The sequence below is a fragment of the Klebsiella sp. KE9456 genome, assembly GCF_043832615.1.
GTDB classification, from domain to species: Bacteria; Pseudomonadota; Gammaproteobacteria; order Enterobacterales; family Enterobacteriaceae; genus Klebsiella; species Klebsiella indica.
The window spans coordinates 56,783-73,424 of the sequence record NZ_JBDYQK010000007.1; the positions used below are offsets into that span (position 1 = coordinate 56,783).

General features: G+C 53.1%; 14 protein-coding genes. 5 read left to right on the plus strand and 9 right to left on the minus strand.

Going from position 1 to position 16,642, the window contains the following annotated elements; all coding sequences use genetic code 11:
* The first annotated feature begins 222 nt into the window (after positions 1–222).
* On the plus strand, positions 223–1,116 hold the full coding sequence (locus tag ABK821_RS08820) for a MurR/RpiR family transcriptional regulator (protein WP_142502674.1): 894 nt from the start codon (positions 223–225) through the stop codon (positions 1,114–1,116).
* A 37-nt stretch (positions 1,117–1,153) separates the two neighbouring features.
* Here ABK821_RS08820 and ABK821_RS08825 read toward each other — a convergent pair whose 3' ends face one another.
* On the minus strand, positions 1,154–2,524 hold the full coding sequence (locus ABK821_RS08825) for an adenylosuccinate lyase family protein (RefSeq protein ID WP_343178001.1): 1,371 nt from the start codon (positions 2,522–2,524) through the stop codon (positions 1,154–1,156).
* A gap of 413 nt (positions 2,525–2,937) precedes the next feature.
* On the opposite strand from ABK821_RS08825, the gene ABK821_RS08830 reads away from it, so the two are divergent.
* The gene (locus ABK821_RS08830) at positions 2,938–3,975 is read left to right on the plus strand and encodes a porin (protein WP_343178000.1); all 1,038 of its coding nucleotides are present in this window, start codon (positions 2,938–2,940) and stop codon (positions 3,973–3,975) included.
* Between the two features lie 10 nt (positions 3,976–3,985).
* A complete protein-coding gene (locus ABK821_RS08835; RefSeq protein ID WP_343177999.1) occupies positions 3,986–4,762 on the plus strand; it encodes a DUF4886 domain-containing protein in 777 nt (258 codons plus the stop codon).
* A 290-nt stretch (positions 4,763–5,052) separates the two neighbouring features.
* On the opposite strand, the gene citG is transcribed toward ABK821_RS08835, so the two are convergent.
* From citG to ABK821_RS08870, 7 genes are all read right to left on the minus strand, one after another.
* On the minus strand, positions 5,053–5,880 hold the full coding sequence (citG, locus tag ABK821_RS08840) for a triphosphoribosyl-dephospho-CoA synthase CitG (protein ID WP_343177998.1): 828 nt from the start codon (positions 5,878–5,880) through the stop codon (positions 5,053–5,055).
* Between the two features lie 64 nt (positions 5,881–5,944).
* Complete coding sequence (citF, locus tag ABK821_RS08845; RefSeq protein ID WP_138362549.1) at positions 5,945–7,468, minus strand: citrate lyase subunit alpha; 1,524 nt, start codon at positions 7,466–7,468, stop codon at positions 5,945–5,947.
* Between the two features lie 10 nt (positions 7,469–7,478).
* Positions 7,479–8,354, minus strand: coding sequence for a citrate (pro-3S)-lyase subunit beta (gene citE, locus ABK821_RS08850; RefSeq protein WP_138362548.1), 876 nt, complete (start codon positions 8,352–8,354; stop codon positions 7,479–7,481).
* Positions 8,351–8,644: a citrate lyase acyl carrier protein gene (gene citD / locus ABK821_RS08855; protein ID WP_138362547.1), complete on the minus strand. Its 294-nt coding sequence runs from the start codon at positions 8,642–8,644 to the stop codon at positions 8,351–8,353. The genes citE and citD overlap by 4 nt, the downstream gene beginning before the upstream one ends.
* 17 nt (positions 8,645–8,661) lie before the next feature.
* On the minus strand, positions 8,662–9,681 hold the full coding sequence (gene citC / locus ABK821_RS08860) for a [citrate (pro-3S)-lyase] ligase (protein WP_308560612.1): 1,020 nt from the start codon (positions 9,679–9,681) through the stop codon (positions 8,662–8,664).
* A 16-nt stretch (positions 9,682–9,697) separates the two neighbouring features.
* Positions 9,698–10,561, minus strand: a complete 864-nt coding sequence (locus ABK821_RS08865) for a fumarylacetoacetate hydrolase family protein (RefSeq protein ID WP_138362545.1) — start codon at positions 10,559–10,561, stop codon at positions 9,698–9,700.
* Positions 10,562–10,582: 21 nt separating this feature from the next.
* Complete coding sequence (locus tag ABK821_RS08870; RefSeq protein ID WP_138362544.1) at positions 10,583–11,947, minus strand: 2-hydroxycarboxylate transporter family protein; 1,365 nt, start codon at positions 11,945–11,947, stop codon at positions 10,583–10,585.
* A gap of 336 nt (positions 11,948–12,283) precedes the next feature.
* Between ABK821_RS08870 and ABK821_RS08875 the strand changes: the two genes are divergently transcribed.
* Together ABK821_RS08875 and ABK821_RS08880 are read left to right on the plus strand one after the other, a co-directional pair.
* Entirely contained in the window at positions 12,284–13,921 is a 1,638-nt protein-coding gene (locus ABK821_RS08875) for a sensor histidine kinase (RefSeq protein ID WP_142502681.1), read from the plus strand.
* Complete coding sequence (locus ABK821_RS08880) at positions 13,911–14,603, plus strand: response regulator (protein WP_343177997.1); 693 nt, start codon at positions 13,911–13,913, stop codon at positions 14,601–14,603. The genes ABK821_RS08875 and ABK821_RS08880 overlap by 11 nt, the downstream gene beginning before the upstream one ends.
* A 78-nt stretch (positions 14,604–14,681) precedes the next feature.
* Here ABK821_RS08880 and ABK821_RS08885 read toward each other — a convergent pair whose 3' ends face one another.
* Entirely contained in the window at positions 14,682–16,367 is a 1,686-nt protein-coding gene (locus ABK821_RS08885) for a family 43 glycosylhydrolase (protein WP_343177995.1), read from the minus strand.
* Positions 16,368–16,642: the final 275 nt, after the last annotated feature.

Sequence of the window (16,642 nt, forward strand, 5' to 3'; positions counted from 1 at the left end):
AATAATTGTGCTATCGACTTTATCGTAATAAACCACAGGGTTATAAAATAGGGGAAAGGTCTTTTCCCATAATTTTTTGTGAGTGAGATCGCATCTTATCAACATGATATGCGCGCTATCAGAAAATAAGCCATTTTGCTAAATTACCCGCCACGGAATGATTGACGACAGAGGCATCTTTTCATATAACACTCTCAATATAAAATGTCACCGGGACTGCATATGTACAGGAAAAACACATTAAGTCTGGATGAGTATAATTCACTCACCCAAAATATTGGTGACCTGACCGAGTCTGAATGTCGGCTTAATGACTATATTAATAAACACTTCAGCGAATTACCTTATCATGGGATTGTCGATCTTTCCCAGAATGCCGCAGTGAGCAAAGCAACCATCGGACGCTTTTTGAATAAAATCGGCTTTACCGGCTATGCGGCTTTCAGAAGAGCGCTGGATACCACGCTGTCAAAAAACAAAATCGCCGCGCCTTTTGAGAAAAATAGTCGCCAGCGACCTAAAAAAGCCCCCAAAACAGAACAGATTGTTGATACCTTCAATGATAAAGTCACTTCACTATTTAATGGTTTTAAACAGACCATCAGCATTGATAGTCTGAATAAATTCATCGAACTGGTACTCAACAGCCAGCGCCCTATTTATGTGGTTGGCCCTTCCTCCTCCCATGCGATGGCGCTGCATTTTTGTACGTTGTTAAAGTACTTTCGCAGCAACATCACGCTCCTCTCCACCGACATCAGCGAGCTGCCCAAGAGCCTGATAAACATTGAACCAGATGATGTTCTGATCGTCTTCTCCTACTATCGCTTTAACCGGGTCGCGCTCAATATCGCGAAATGGTTCAGAAAGAAAAATGCGACCGTCGTGCTGATCACCAACTCTGATGCCAATCCTTACGGTAAATTCTGCGATCTTCAGTTTGTCCTGCCAAGCGACGTGGAGTCCATTTTTCAAAGCCGAATTCTCGGTTTCTTTTTTATCGAACTGATTCTGCATCTGGCTTATGAGAAGAGTGACAATGAAGGCAACTTTGCCCAACTGGAAGCGTTGTTTCTCTTCTTTGAGACATTTTCCGCTTCTTCACATACTACCTGACCAGCAAAGTCGGGAGGGACGCTCCCGACATAAAGCGCTACGCAATATTGATGACTTTCATTTCATCAAACCGCGCGAGGGTCTCAGCTATCAGCGCATCGTTGCAACCAATATAAGACAACGGCTCGCAGGCATCGGCAATTTCTTCTGCGGATAACGACGCCCGAATTTCCGGGCTGGCGTGGACAATGTCGATAAGACTTTGCTCACCATTCTCCTGACTGAGCAGCGCTTTAACTAAATTATAAGCGGGTTCTCGCCCTATTTTGTTCGCCAGACTCATCGTAATCGATTCCGACATAATGAAAGATTTCGAGCAGTCAAAATTAGCGCGCATTCGGTCTTCATTCACAATAAGGTGGGAAAGCAGGTTTTTGGCCCGGCTAAGGCTGACCGATAAGGCGTTCGACGCCTCGGGGAGAATCGTCCAGTTCAATACTCTCATCGACGCCGCGCGCACATCCTGCTGATCCAGCATCGCAGGTGCGCCGGAGGCGTACATCCAGCCCATCCTCGCCAGCGTCTGAATCATATTGCTGGCGCGCGGATTAGCCTTGTGCGGCATGGTGCTGGAGCCCCCGCCGCCCTCGCCTTCAAGCACTTCCGCGATGGGGGTGCGTCCCAGGGTTTCCACGTCATTCGCCAGGCGGCAGAGCGTACCGTGAATCAGCGCAAAGCATTGAACCACTTCAACAATGGCATCCTGGCTGGCATTGTTTATACCACAGGGAACGTTTAGCCCCAGCGCCCGCATCAACCGCTCACGCGTCGCCATTCCCTGAGAACCGACGGAGGCAAGGTTCCCCACCGCGCCGCCAAACAGACCCGTAATCGCCCGGGGATAGAGCTGTTGCAGCCGGTTCAGATGCCGATTCACCTCCGCCAGATAGCCGGAGACATGCAGCCCCCAGGTCGTGGCGGAGGCATCAACCGAATTGGTGCGCGCAACCATAACGGTGCGGGCATGCTTTAAGGCCATGCCCTTCATCTCTTCCCCTGCCTCAATCAGTTGCTGATATACCCGTTGCAGCGTCTGCTGTAATCGCATCGCCACGCCGGAGTCCAGCAGATCCTGGGTGGTACATCCCCAGTGGAGATAACGGCTAACCAGCGGAGAGCCAGCAGCCGAAATCTGGTCGATCAAGGGTTTAATCGCCATGCCCACCGTTTGCGTTCCCTGAGCTAAGGCAGGCCAGTTTATCTCAATATTCTGACATGCCTGTTCGATTTCAATCGCCGCCTGTTCAGGAATAATGCCCAGTTCGCTCTGCACGCGCGCTACCGTTGCTTCAAACGTCAACCAGCAGCGAAGCAGATTGTCGTCAGACCAGATTTCCCGCATCCGGCTCTCGGTAAAGAGCGATGAATAGAGGTCAGAATCAAATACTGTTGTTTGCTTACCGTACATACTGCGACTCTCCGGCAATATAAAGCATATTAATATAAAAGGTCGTGAATGAATCTTGCGGGATCGGCCAACCGATTAACAGGGGAAAATAAAATTCCCATTCATAAAATACGTCATGAGAATTTTATTTTCCCTTTTTAACACCTGGAAAACACAAAAATGAGATAGCTATCACAATGAGTGACTTTGTCAGTACAGAGCATATTTTGTTTTGCCTTAGCTTTTCGCGAATAATCATCGTTAAATTTAACAGCAGATAAAACAGGGCATCATTATGCGCGAAAAGTCACATTTTGTAATGAGAAAAAATAATTCCCATATCATGACCATCCTTTTATCCAGAACAATTCTCTCTGTGATAAACCACTCACTCGAACAGACAAATAAGCTAACTATTGCTTTCTGGGGAAGCTATGAAAATAAAAATGATTTCACTCATTTTACTGACGGGGATGACAACCTCGGCATATGCGATGAGTATCTATAATAAAGATGGAAATACGCTGGATATTTATGGCCGTGTGGAAGGTAAAATTGCCAGCGGAGAAAACTCTTATGCCGGAAGCGAAACACGAACGAATCTGGGTGGCCGTCTGGGGATTTACCTCACCCGGGATTTGGATTTTATCCCCGAGACAAAGATCGTGGGCCGTCTGGAATGGCAGGTGCGAACCGAAAAAAACGACAGCAATACCGGGGATAGCGATTTAAAAGCGCGCTACTCCTATATTGGTTTGTCCAATAAAACCTGGGGCGAACTGATTGTCGGCAGGACCAAAAACCCGTTGTATCAGGTCATGAAAATGACGGATAAGTATAAAAACTTTACGCCGAATATTTACAGTTACGGTATCACCACCTTCGATAACTCTTACCAGTACAACCGCCAGGACGGCACCGTACAATGGAACGCTAAATTTGCAGGCAATGAGATACAACTGGCGTGGGTCGCAGGTAATGGCCGTGATAATGATGCGCTGGATTATGGCGCGATGGCCAGCTACAGGAAAATGCTCAGACTGGGTGATTTCAGACTCACACCGGCAATTGCCGTCAGCCGCTATAAACGCCAGGATGGCGTAAAAACCACCGATGGTCGGAAGCAAAACGACCAGATCATGGCGGGTTTACAGCTCAGTTATAAGAACATTGAAGCCGCCGTCACCGCATTACGCACCTCCATTGCGCGCGATAACAAAAGCGACAATGACTTTAAAGGTATGGATACACTGCTGTCCTGGAAATACGGTAAATTTAAATTCCTTACCGGTTACAGTTTCCTGGATGAGGAAGATAAGTCCGTCTATGAAAAAGAAGACTGGCGTGTCGAAACTCAAATCACGTTAGCCAGTAACACCTGGTTATCATTTACTTACGATAAAGCTTTTGCCAATAAAAACCAAAAAGTCAATGATGACGCGATCATCGTTGGACTCCGCTATGACTTCTGACAGGTGAATGATGAAAAGAATAATGCAGTTATCCCTGGCCTCGACTTTTTTGTTCAGCAGTTTATGTGTGCATGCTGATGCGCTATTAGCGCCCTCACCCTATGCAAAAATAGAGGGGGATAATAAAATTGTCGCGCTGTATGGCAACTCCTTTACCTTCTATAACAACAATATTAATACCCGCTTACGGGATCTCACGCGCTCCTTACTGCCGAACCACGCGAAAGGGTATAAATATCGAGGGATCACTATCTCAAGCGGTCATTTAGGCTGGCAAATTAATAATCTCGCCTATCAAAATACGTTGCAAAAATGGGACGTTGTTATCTTACAAGGCAACTCCACGGAGACAATTTCGAAGAAAGAGAGTACCCGGCAGAACTTCATTGAATCCGCAACAAAAATGGCGGATATGGCGCATCAGGCGGGTTCAAAAGTCGTGTACTTTATGACCTGGGCAAAGCGCGATAAACCAGAGGATATACAGAAACTTGCTGAGTCTTATATTTCCATTGCGCAGAAAACAGGCGGCTATGTCGCCCCGGTCGGCCTGGCTTTCGAAAAGGCGCGTAAAACCCACCCGGAAATTAATCTCTATTATCAGGACGGCGTCCACCCATCCCTCGCAGGAACCTATTTAGCCGCCTGTGTGTTCTTTGCCACGCTGTATAACCAGTCGCCAGTGGGCGGGGCGCTACCTGTAGACACGGATATGACCCCAGCCACCGCAAAAGCATTGCAGCAGATCGCGTGGGAAACCGTCAGCGAATTTCAGAAATCGTCATAACATCTGTATGGTTGCCCGATAGCCAGGCTTATCGGGCCTGCACTCCCGTCATCCCCATCGCGCGGACCTGATAAAATCCGGCCCGCGCGCGGACTAACAACCCGACATCATTAACAGAAGGTTGCAGGGCAAACTGCCGTTATTTACCGGCATATTGCTAACACCGGCAGGAGCTCAATACTATCGCGGGCGTTACTCAGCCCACCATTCTCGGTGTTTCATCGCCTCACCCGCCCCGGGTGACATGCCTTCCGGTCTGTCAGGCTCTGAGCGATAAAACACTTGTCTGGTTACAGCCCGGCAAGTACCCAGGCGACTGCCAGCAAATCCGCGCTGCCGCCGGGGCTGAGTCGCCGGGCGATAAACGCATTATCCATTTCGCGCAACGCCGCGTTATCCCAGCCCATTGCCAGCAATCTCGTCGCGTAATCCTGCACATAACGCAGCCCGACAATGCCGCCACGCGATACCAGATTGCTGTCGCGGTTAGCGACCATCAGCCGCAGCAGCGCATTGTGCAGCCGTCGCTCTCCCTGCTCCTGATGCCAGAACGGCAATATCGCGCGACGCACCGTATTAAACCCCCGCTCAGCTTCACCGCGCGCTCCCGTCAGCCCATACTGGCGAAACTGTTTTTCCCCCGCCGTCGTCGCCTGCGGACGCCCGGCCAGTTCACGCGCCACCAGCCCACGGCAGATATCACTGACTTCCCGACAGAGCGCATCAGCGCTGACAAACCGCCCCTGCCCCTGCACACGTCCAGCCACGAAGCAGAGCAGGCCAAGAGAAAAAATACCGCCTTTATGGGTATTCACGCCTCCTGTTGCCGCAAACATCGCTTGCTCACAGGCGATGCCCATCGGACGCAGCAACCTCAGTTGGTCGCTGGCCGCCTTCTGCGCATAAGCCTCTCCGGCCCGGAAAAACTCCGTGAACCACGGCGTAATCGCGACAATGCTCTTTACAAACAGTGCATGATCCATATCACGATGCGAACCATTATTCTCCCTGTCCACCAGTCCCGGCTTTGGGGTTAAATCCAGCTCGATGCGCAGCGCCTGCGCAGCAAGCGCAGGCACATCAGTAGTAGAGGATTTAGTCGCGAGCAAACCAGCCATTAGTTAACCTCTCAACGTGAACCAGTCAGCCTGACGCCCGCTCCCACGGGCATCAGTGTGGTCATTAATTTTCCTCTTTGACCTCGCGGACAACGTCAATAACGCTGCCGTCACGATAGCGGATCACCCCGACGATACGGTCGGTAAAGGCGATCGGTTTCGGCTCGCCGGTCAGGGAGATAGCGCGCTGATACAGGGCTTCGATATCCACAATTTTCAGCCCGGCCGCCAGTAAACGTTCGCGGATATCCGGGCGCGCCGGATTGACGGCAATCCCGTGGTCGGTCACCAGCACGTCAATGCTTTCCCCTGGCGTCAGCAGCGTGGTTACGCGTTTTACCACTGTCGGAATACGGCTGCGCAGCAGCGGCGCGACCACAATCGTCAGGTTTGCCGCAGCGGCAACATCGCAGTGGCCGCCGGATGCGCCGCGCATGACGCCATCGGAACCGGTGATCACGTTAACGTTAAAGTCGACATCAATTTCCAGCGCGCTAAGGATCACCACATCCAGCTGATCGCAACTGGCGGCTTTACCTGCGGGGTTGGCGTAAACATTGGTGGAGATCTCGACGTGATTCGGGTTACGACGCAACGAAGCGGCCGCTTCGCCGTCGAAACACTGGGTATCAAGCAGCTTTTCGATTAGCCCTTTTTCATGCAGATCCACCAGGCTGCCGGTGATGCCGCCAAGGGCAAAACGGGCTTTCACGCCGTGGCGCTCCATCTTCTCTTCCATAAAACGCGTCGCCGCCGTGGCGGCCGCACCGGAACCGGTTTGCATGGAAAAGCCATCTTTGAAATAGCCCGAGTGCTCGATGACATCCGCCGCGTAACGGGCGATCATCAATTCACGCGGGTTACTGGTGACGCGCGCCGCGCCAACGCTGATTTTGGCCGGATCGCCGACGCTTTCCACCTGCACGATCAGATCGACCTGATCCTGCCGCAGGCTGGCTGGCATATTCGGGTATGGCACCAGCTCTTCGGTCAGCAACACCACTTTTTTGGCAAACTGCGCGTCCACCATCGCATAACCCAGCGAACCGCAGGCGGATTTCCCCTGCGTACCGTTGGCGTTACCAAACTCATCGCTGCACGGTACGCCAAGGAACGCGACATCAATGTTCAGCTCACCATCCTGCAACAGTTTCACACGCCCCCCGTGGGAGTGAATCTGAACCGGCTCCGCCATTAAACCGTGAGAGATCGCTTCCGCCAGCTTGCCGCGCATCCCGGAGGTGTAGATCCGCGAGATCACGCCGCTGCGGATATGCGCGATTAACGCATCATTGCAGGTCATCAGCGAGCTGGAAGCCAGCGTCAGGTTTTTCAATCCCAGCCGCGCCAGCGTCGCCACCACGTTATTGATCACCCGGTCCCCTTCGCGGAAAGCGTGGTGGAATGAAATAGTCATCCCATCTTTCAGGCCGCAACGCGCGATGGCGTCTTCCAGCGAGGCGCACAATTTACGCGTGTGTTTACTGTTTATGTCCGCCAGCCATGGCGTCGCGGTATGTGCGCTCTCAAAGGGTTTTAAATTACGCAGATGGGGAAAATTAACGTGAAGAAGCTCTGTTTGATTCATTGTTCAGTCCTTAACGACGCACGCCGGACGCAGCCGCACGTTCCAGCACCATCTGCGCGTGATTAATAATGGGGGCATCGATCATTTTGCCGTTCAGCGACACCACGCCGAGGCCGTTGCGTTCGCCCTCTTCTGCCGCTTCGATAACTAATTTAGCGTGGTCGACCTCTTGCCGGGTTGGTGCATAAGCGTTATGCAGCAGGTCGATCTGGCGCGGATTAATCAAAGATTTACCGTTAAAGCCCATCTTGCGCACCAGCTCGACTTCGCGCAGGAAACCCGCTTCGTCATTAACGTCTGACCACACCACGTCGAAAGCATCAATACCTGCGGCGCGGGCGGCGTGCAGCACGGCGCAACGGGCGTAAAACAGCTCCGTACCATCGCCGCGTTCGGTTTGCATATCCATCACGTAGTCGAAAGCGGCCAGCGCGATACCAATCAGGCGCTGAGAACTGCGGGCGATCGCCACCGCGTTTATGACACCGACAGCCGATTCAATCGCCGCCATCACGCGGGTGGAACCCACTTCACGACCGCAGGCCAGTTCAATACGTTCCAGATGGCGTTCCAGTTCGTAGATATCTTCCGGGGTATCGGTTTTCGGCAAACGCACCACATCCACGCCGGCACGCACCACCGCCTCCAGATCCGGCAAGCCAAATGGCGTATTCAGCGGGTTAATACGCACCACCGTTTCAATATCCTGATACATCGGGTGCTGCAATGCATGGAAGACCAGCAGACGCGCGGTATCTTTTTCACGCAGGGCGACCGCATCTTCCAGATCGAACATGATCGAATCCGGGCGATAGATAAAGGCGGTGGAGAGCATGGCGGCGTTAGCGCCTGGCAGGAATAGCATGCTACGACGAAGCTTTTTCATAGCAGTTTCCCCCAGTCGATTTCCGTGGCCTCAGATGCGCGCAGAATGGCGCTTTGCAGACGGGCGCGGATCACGCAATCCAGCGCGCCTTTGTCTTCAATGATGATTAAGCCCTGGTGGACATCCATCGCCCGCAGCGTGGCGTTCACCACCTGGCGGATCTGCTCGCCAAACTGCTTAATTACTTCGCTGCGCACGACGACATCAAGTTCGCCTTCCGCAGGGGCTATTTTTACCATCAGGTCGCTGGACTCCAGGGTCCCTGCCAGCGCCTCCCTAACAATTTTCATAATAATATTCCTGATTTTTAAGCAACTTCCGCGCTGTAATGGGATTCGAGATGCGCGAAAGTGGTATCCGGTACAATTTCCCGAATACGGGAAAACTGGTGTGTTTTCAGTAAACGCCGCACTTCCGATGCGGAGATGGCGCTGCCGGTGGCTTTGATGCGAGGGATCTCCACCACCTCCACGACGCCCGCCAGCAGTTGATGCATAGTCTGGTTGTACTGGCGGGTGATATCGCAGAACGGCTCGCTACCGATAAAGCGATGCGTAATGCCCAGCGCCGGGGCGATATAGTTGCGGAAGATAAGCAGATCGATCTCGCTCCATGCTTGCTGCACTTTTCCGGTCTCTTTCAGGAAATAGGCCGGAAAGGTGGCGCGGGAAATGATGTACTGCGAGCCTTCATGCACGGTGACATTCGTCAGATGCGCCACGCCTGCTTTCACCATCTTTAACCGGGCGGCAAAAGGGAAGAACGAAGCGTCTTCACGCACCACAAACAGATGCAGCCCGTCGCAGGATCGCGCCGCCTGTTCAACCAGATGGCGATGTCCAAGGGTAAAGGGGTTGGCGTTCATCACGATGGCGCCGATCCGTTTTCCCGGCAGGCGTTCAGCCTGCAAAGCGCGGCAGTAACGCTGAATTCCCGTGGGCGTGTTTTCCATCAGAATGGCGTTGTTGCCGCTCTGCGCAATCGGCCAGAAACCGCAGCGCTGAAAGCGCTCCCGGTTGCACGGGCGGGTACACAAGAACAGATGCAGATGACCGCGCGCCAGCGCCAGGTACTCGACTTCCGCCAGCAACTGCGCGCTGAGGTTTTCACCGCGCAGCTGTTCATCCACTGCCACACACTTGATAACGTTGGCGGCAAGGCCAGCACACCCCACCAGCCGGTTTCCCGACCAGGCTTCAACAAACGTGGTGATATCGCTGTCCATACCTAAACCACTGTCTGCCAGCAACGTGCGGACAGCGGCCAGCCGTTGAGTATTGCCGTTGACTTCCGCTACGCGGAAGTCGATGGGAGGTCGTGCTTGCATGGTGTAGCCTTCGTCCTTAGTGCGCCGTCGTCAGCGCGTGGGCTGGCGCATCGATAATCACATTGCTGAGGTGGCCAATATGTTCGATTTCCACTTCAATGCGATCGCCCGCTTTCATAAACAGCGGCGGATTGCGTTTTTTACCCACGCCGCCCGGCGAACCGGTGATAATCACATCCCCTGGCGTCAGACTGGTGAACGTGCTGATGTACTCGATAAGTTCGGCCACCTTGTGGATCATGCTGGCGGTGTTGTCATCCTGGACCATGCGGCCATTCAGCCAGGTGCGGATGGCGAGCGCATGCGGATCCGGGATCTCATCGGCGGTGGTCATCCATGGGCCGAACGCGCCGGTCTGCCGCCAGTTTTTACCGGCAGTAAACCAGGTGTGCTGCCAGTCGCGCGCCGAGCCATCCATATAGCAGCTGTAACCGGCCACATGGCTTAACGCCGTCTCGCGGGAGATGTCCTCGCCGCCTTTACCGATGATCACCGCCAGTTCGCCTTCGTAATCGAACTCACTGGAGTGACGCGGCTTCAGCACCGGCGCGTTGTGCCCGGTTTGCGAGTCGGCAAAGCGCACAAACAGCGTCGGCGCCGGGTTGTGTTGATCAAACTCTTTGCGCTTTTCGGCATAGTTCATACCCACGCAAAGAATTTTCCCTGGGTTTTCGATCACCGGCAGAAATTCGAGATCGTCAAAGCGGATATCCGGCGTTTCGCCAGCTAACCGTTGCGCCTCATTCAGCGCGCCGGCGGCGAGCAGTGATTTCAGATCGCCATAGTGGTTGCCAAGACGCTGCCCCAGATTGATCATGCCATCAGCCTTGACGATGCCGTAACTACGACTCCCCTGATGGATAAAGCTTGCGAGTTTCATATCAGTTCCTGTAATGCTTAATCAGACGAGGAAATTGCCAAGGATCAGCAGCGATACCGACACGTTGATCGCCCCACCAATGCGGGTAGCAATCTGTGCAAATGGCATCAGGCTCATGCGGTTGCCCGCGGTCAGAATGGCAACATCCCCTGTACCGCCCTGACCACTCTGGCAGCAGGAAACGATAGCCACATCAATAGGATGCATGCCGATCTTTTTACCTACGAAGAAGCCAGTCGCAACCAGTGCGGAAACGGTACTCACGATCACCAGCAGATTGTCGATGGTGAAAGCGTGAACCAGCTCTTCCCACGGCGTAATCGCCACGCCAACGGCGAAGAGAATGGGATAGGTGACCGAAGTCTGGAAGAATTTGTACACCACCTGAGAACCTTCCAGCAGACGCGGAGAGACGCCGTGCGCCAGCTTGATCAGCACAGCGACGAACAGCATGCCAACCGGCGCCGGGAGGCCAATCAATTTGTGGCCGAGCATACCAATCATATACAGCAGTACCGCCAGCAGCGCGCCCGCCGCGATAGTGGTGACGTCAGTTTTTCCAGAGTATGCCGGCGCCGCCGAAACCTGAGCGTCGCCGTTATCACGGTTCGGCATCAATTGGCCTTCCCCCGTCAGATGCGGGAAGCGTTTACCCAGTTGATTCAGGCAACCGGAGATAATGATGGCGGTCAGGCTGCCGAGCATCACCATCGGTAAGACACGCCCCAACGCAACGCCCTGATCCATATGCAGAATGGTGGCATAGCCAATGGACAGCGGAATCGCGCCTTCCCCCACGCCCCCGGCCATGATCGGCAGTATAATAAAGAAGAAGATCTGGAACGGCTCCATACCGAGCGCCAGGCCAACCCCCATACCCACCAGCATGCCGACAATTTCACCGCACAACATGGGGAAAAATATACGCAGGAAACCCTGAATCAGGGTGGTGCGGTTCATGCTCATGATGCTGCCGACAATGATGCAGCAGATATAGAGATAGAGGATGTTGGTGGATTTATAGAATTTGGTCGTGGATTCCACAACGACGTCCGGCAGTAGCCCATAATAGACCATCGCCGACGGAATGAAGGTCGCGCAGATCGCCGCCGCCCCCAGTTTACCGACAATGGGCAGGCGCTTACCAAACTCGCCGCAGGCAAAGCCAAAAAATGCCAGTGTGGCGACCATCACCACAATATCACTGGGCAGTTTGCCGCCAAGACAGTCGATGGCAATCAGCGCGCCAGCCAACAGGAATAACGGCAGCGGAATAATCCCGACCTTCCAGCTATCCATAATGTGCCACCACCTGTCCTTAAGTGATCTTTTTTGAATCGTCAGCGATTCAGAGGTAACAGAAAATGAATCGTCAGTTGTGCTCATAATTAAGCCCCTTGGTTATTTTGTACCGACAGAGTAAAGGGCTAAAGGCTCATTAAATGTGAGATTCGGCATAATAAATTTAGAGTTTTAATGGTACCTATGGCTTTTATGGTTTCTTTTATTTTATGTGATTTACACCTTAATTATTGTCGTGGTTTTTATGGTTTTTTAAAAAAGAAACACAAGTTAATAACATTCCCCAAAAAGAATATTTAACAGGTCATTTATTTAGCGCAAATGCTTGCTGTGCAAGGGATCACAGCTTTCCAGCAAACTACGTACAGCAGCAAAAAAAGATGGTACATTGGCGAATCGTTAGCTGCTGTGCGTACCGTCATGAGAGTATCTTTTCAAATTAAACTTTTTATTTCGCTGGTGTTGTTCTTCTCCGGCCTCTTCGTTCTATTGGGCGTTTATTATTATCAGGACATGAGTCGCCAGCTATACCAGGAAATGAGCGCCAGAGCAAAAATTCAGGCTGAGGAAATAGCGATTATTCCGAGCCTGCGCCAGAGCGTGGCGAAAAAAGATATTCCAGCCATCAGCCAATTTATGCAAAAGCTCGTAATACATAGCGATGCCAGTTTTATTGTCATTGGTGATAATAAAGGGCTGCATCTATTTCATTCCGTCGATCCTGACATGGTGGGGAAAAAACTGGTGGGCGGCGACAACGCGGACGTTTTACAGGGGAAAAGCATCACCACGATCCGTAAAGGCGGTTTAGGCATTTCCCTGCGCAGTAAAACGCCCATTTTTGACGATAACGGCCACGTGGTGGGTATTGTGTCGGTAGGATATCTGACCAGCTATCTCGACACCATTACCCTTGGCAAAGCGATCAATATCTTTATTGCGGCCATATTGCTGCTGATCGCACTGTTTGTCTTTTCGTGGTATTTCACCCGCGGGATTAAAAAGCAGATCTTCTCGCTGGAACCGCGCGAAATCGGCCTGCTGGTGCGCCAGCAAAAAGCGCTGATGGAGTCCATTTATGAAGGCGTGATCGCCGTCGACAGCGAGCTGCGCATTGAGGTGATCAACCAGGCCGCGCGCAAGCTTCTTGGCTTAAGCCAGCCTGCCCGCGCGCTGCGTGGGCAGGCCATTAATGAAGTAATCACCCCTGTGCCTTTTTTCACGCGCTCGCTGATGTTGCAAAACGACACTCACGATGAGATTTGCCGCTTCAACGCGTTAACGGTGATCGCCAGTCGGGTGCGCATTATGCTGGAAGAGACGTTACAGGGCTGGGTGATCACTTTCCGCGATCGCAACGAAATCGACACCCTGAGCGCGCAGCTCAGTCAGGTGAAACGCTATGTGGATAATCTGCGCATTATGCGCCATGAGCAGCTTAACCGCATGGCTACGCTCTCCGGCCTGCTGCATATGGCGCGTTACGACGAAGCAATACGCTATATCCAGGCGCACTCAGAGCATGCGCAAGAGCTGCTGGACTTTATCTCGTCGCGCTTTAGCTCGCCAACGTTATGTGGGCTACTGGTAGGTAAAGCGGCGCGCGCCCGTGAAAAAGGCGTCGAACTGGCGTTTGACCCGCTGTGCCGGATGGCGAAACCCTGCCGGTCACTGGGGGAAGCGGAACTGATTTCAAGTATCGGCAACCTGCTGGACAATGCCATTGAAGCAACCCAGAGCGCTGCCCCGCCGCACGCGCCGGTGGAAGTGCTGATCCTGCTCAATGAGCGAGAGCTGATCATTGAAGTGGCGGATCATGGCATCGGTATCGATCCGGCAATCCGTGAACGTATCTTTGAGCGCGGAATAACCACCAAACGCGGGGGCGATCATGGCATCGGCCTGTATCTGATCGCCAGCTATGTTACGCAGGCTGGTGGATCGATTGAAGTCTCCAGCAACGCGCCTCACGGGACGATTTTTTCTTTGTTTATACCTGAAACGGGCAACATACCGCGCCCCGTAACGACCCTGGAAGATCAGAACTATGCAACATGAATTAATAGACGTGCTGATAGTCGAAGATGAAAACGCGCTTGCGCAGCTTCATGCAGAACTGATCGGCAAACATCCACGCCTGCGGCTGGTCGGCATTGCCTCGTCGCTGGACGAAACGCGGGCATTACTGAGCAGCACGCACCCACAACTGGTGTTGCTGGATAACTACCTGCCGGACGGTAAAGGCATTACGTTGATTAGCGATCCGCTTATTGCCCACACCAACTGCTCGGTGATTTTTATTACCGCCGCCAGCGACATGGATACCTGTAGCCTGGCCATTCGCAATGGCGCATTCGACTACATTCTCAAACCCGTCTCCTGGAAGCGATTAAGCCAGTCGCTGGAACGTTTTGTACAGTTTGCCGAGCAGCAGCGGGTATGGAAAATCGTCGACCAGAAAAACGTCGACTCCCTCTATCAACTGCAGGCCAGGAACTACCGCCAGGATAACGGCAGCAAAGGGATTGAAGAGAATACGCTGGCGCTGGTGCAAAAGCTATTTACCGACGAGACGGAACGCTGCTTTTCCGTGGATGAAGTGGTTCATGAAACGGGGCTGAGTAAAACCACAACCCGTCGCTACCTGGAACACTGCGTGGATGCCGGTTTTCTGGTCGTCGAGATGCAATACGGCAAAATTGGCCATCCACGTCGTATGTACCGGCGGGTGATGACGTGAGTTGCCCGTCACGTCGTTATCCTCGCCGGCCAATAAAAATATGCCCCTGACAAAGCGCGCCAAGGAGACCACTCATCCTCACGGAACCCTGTCGTCCGGGCCAGTATACATTCTGACACCGTCATGATGCTGGTCACCGTCTTTTTTCAATACAGAATAACGGTTCATTGACGATCTGGCCGGCGCCACTACCGTGCCATAGCAGCCGTTAGTGGCTTCTGAACTGAGCGTGATGTCTGACACTGTTTTTGAATCAGACAGCGTGAATGGCTGTACTTGCGGTGTGAACGCAACACCGGTTGCCGGGATTCGCCGTCTGACCTCGCTGCCATCCGTGAAGCGAATATCGACATTCAGGGGCGCATTCAGTATCACGCCATTCTGTTTCAGCGGACCTTCATCATCCGTCCTCTGGAACAGGCTCAGCGTAAGCGCGCCGTGATAGCGGTTTAACGATGGCAGCGTCTGCTTCACGACGCTCCCATGTCTGATTTGACAGACCGGTTGCCAGGGCGCCGGCGCCGGCGGACTGACAGCCCGGTTGAGCGGGATATTCACCTGAGCAGGGCAGGTAAATTTCTCAATCTGATGTTTTGCGTTAAAGGTCACCGGAAACCAGTAGGTTGATGAAATGGCCTGGCTGTTGTCACCGTGAACCACCCGCCCTTTCGGCGCATAGCTCGCCGGACCGGTGCGGTATCCCCAGATGGCGCTGAGAATGACCGGGCCGGATAAGGAAGGCAGCGTGTCCGCCCCCTTGTTTTGCCCTGTGCAGCCATCCTGTGTCAGGAGCGAACCCATTTTCAGTTCGTCGCCGGTCTCGCCCTGTTCATTGGTCCATCCGGACGTGACCGACGAAGAGTACAGATAGCGGATCGGCACCTGGCAGTTGCCACAGGTCGGCCCACCGGTGATATACCAGTATCCGTTATGCGTGAATAAGCCGACGGCTTCAAAATCGGCCGCCTTGAGAATACGGGTCGCGCTCCCCGCGACGGTGCCGGTCAGTTCCGGGGTCAACGCCTGTATCCAGAGATCCCACAAAGGTTTATGGCCTCCCGGCGAGGTTTTATCGAACTGACCGGAAAACACATCCGTGACAATATAAGCCTTGCCTTCAGGCGAGATCGTAATATCAAAATCATGAGCAAGATGGGGGCCCGTTGCGATTTTCGGCTGGCTCCATGGCCCCGCGGGGGAATCGGCCAGAGCATAATAGAGCCCGCCGGTTCTGGCAAAATTATCGCCCGCCTTAAACCACATCACATATTTTTTCAGCGGCTGGCTCCACAGAACATGTGGTTTTGCAGCGCTTCCCCGAATGCCTTCCGGCTGATATAGCCCCTGAAATGTCCAGTTCGTCATATCCGGAGAAGAATACGCGGCCAGCCCGCACTGGCCGGCATTTTTCACGGGAGACAATTTTTCTGCCCCCCCTTTCCCCGGAATGCTGCCGCTGAACATCACCAGTTTTCCGCAGCCCCATTTTTCGGCATACATCCAGTATTGATCGTTAAAGTAGGCGACTGAGGCGGCATGTTCTTCCACCGCATTGCCGGCAACATCCAGATGCAGCACCGGCGCACCATATTTTAATGGCGCATGGGGGGACGGCGGTAAACCATCCTGGCCCTGAAGAACATCCCGTGGGGCGAAATTGAAGAGGGTTGCCTGGCCCGGAACGGTTGCGGGCAAACCTGATGAATCTGCGTGCGCGAGTGGGATGATAGACAACAACAAGCAAAGTACCGTTCCTTTGTGCATTACAGTTTCACCATATGAATAATATTACGCCCGGTAACCACCGGATTGATTGTGGCTATCCCTGGCTTACCTACGATAAGTGTATCTTTATCATGCTTTATATTTCCGAATGTCAGCGCCAGTGATATAAAACATTAACCGGGAGAGCAATCACTGGCCGGCAATTTTGTGGCCGCCCATAACGGGCTAAAAAACCACCGCCGGGCAGTACCGTGGCGAAGACGAACAGCGTGGGGCGACACGAATGCCCCCTGCCCAATGCCGGACAATCAGAC

Bases quoted from the DNA above. Each gene is read 5' to 3' on its own strand.
- ABK821_RS08820 (WP_142502674.1), top strand. From the start codon at position 223: ATGTACAGGAAAAACACATTAAGTCTGGATGAGTATAATTCACTCACC.
- ABK821_RS08825 (WP_343178001.1), bottom strand. From the start codon at position 2,524: ATGTACGGTAAGCAAACAACAGTATTTGATTCTGACCTCTATTCATCG.
- ABK821_RS08830 (WP_343178000.1), top strand. From the start codon at position 2,938: ATGAAAATAAAAATGATTTCACTCATTTTACTGACGGGGATGACAACC.
- ABK821_RS08835 (WP_343177999.1), top strand. From the start codon at position 3,986: ATGAAAAGAATAATGCAGTTATCCCTGGCCTCGACTTTTTTGTTCAGC.
- citG (WP_343177998.1), bottom strand. From the start codon at position 5,880: ATGGCTGGTTTGCTCGCGACTAAATCCTCTACTACTGATGTGCCTGCG.
- citF (WP_138362549.1), bottom strand. From the start codon at position 7,468: ATGAATCAAACAGAGCTTCTTCACGTTAATTTTCCCCATCTGCGTAAT.
- citE (WP_138362548.1), bottom strand. From the start codon at position 8,354: ATGAAAAAGCTTCGTCGTAGCATGCTATTCCTGCCAGGCGCTAACGCC.
- citD (WP_138362547.1), bottom strand. From the start codon at position 8,644: ATGAAAATTGTTAGGGAGGCGCTGGCAGGGACCCTGGAGTCCAGCGAC.
- citC (WP_308560612.1), bottom strand. From the start codon at position 9,681: ATGCAAGCACGACCTCCCATCGACTTCCGCGTAGCGGAAGTCAACGGC.
- ABK821_RS08865 (WP_138362545.1), bottom strand. From the start codon at position 10,561: ATGAAACTCGCAAGCTTTATCCATCAGGGGAGTCGTAGTTACGGCATC.
- ABK821_RS08870 (WP_138362544.1), bottom strand. From the start codon at position 11,947: ATGAGCACAACTGACGATTCATTTTCTGTTACCTCTGAATCGCTGACG.
- ABK821_RS08875 (WP_142502681.1), top strand. From the start codon at position 12,284: ATGAGAGTATCTTTTCAAATTAAACTTTTTATTTCGCTGGTGTTGTTC.
- ABK821_RS08880 (WP_343177997.1), top strand. From the start codon at position 13,911: ATGCAACATGAATTAATAGACGTGCTGATAGTCGAAGATGAAAACGCG.
- ABK821_RS08885 (WP_343177995.1), bottom strand. From the start codon at position 16,367: ATGCACAAAGGAACGGTACTTTGCTTGTTGTTGTCTATCATCCCACTC.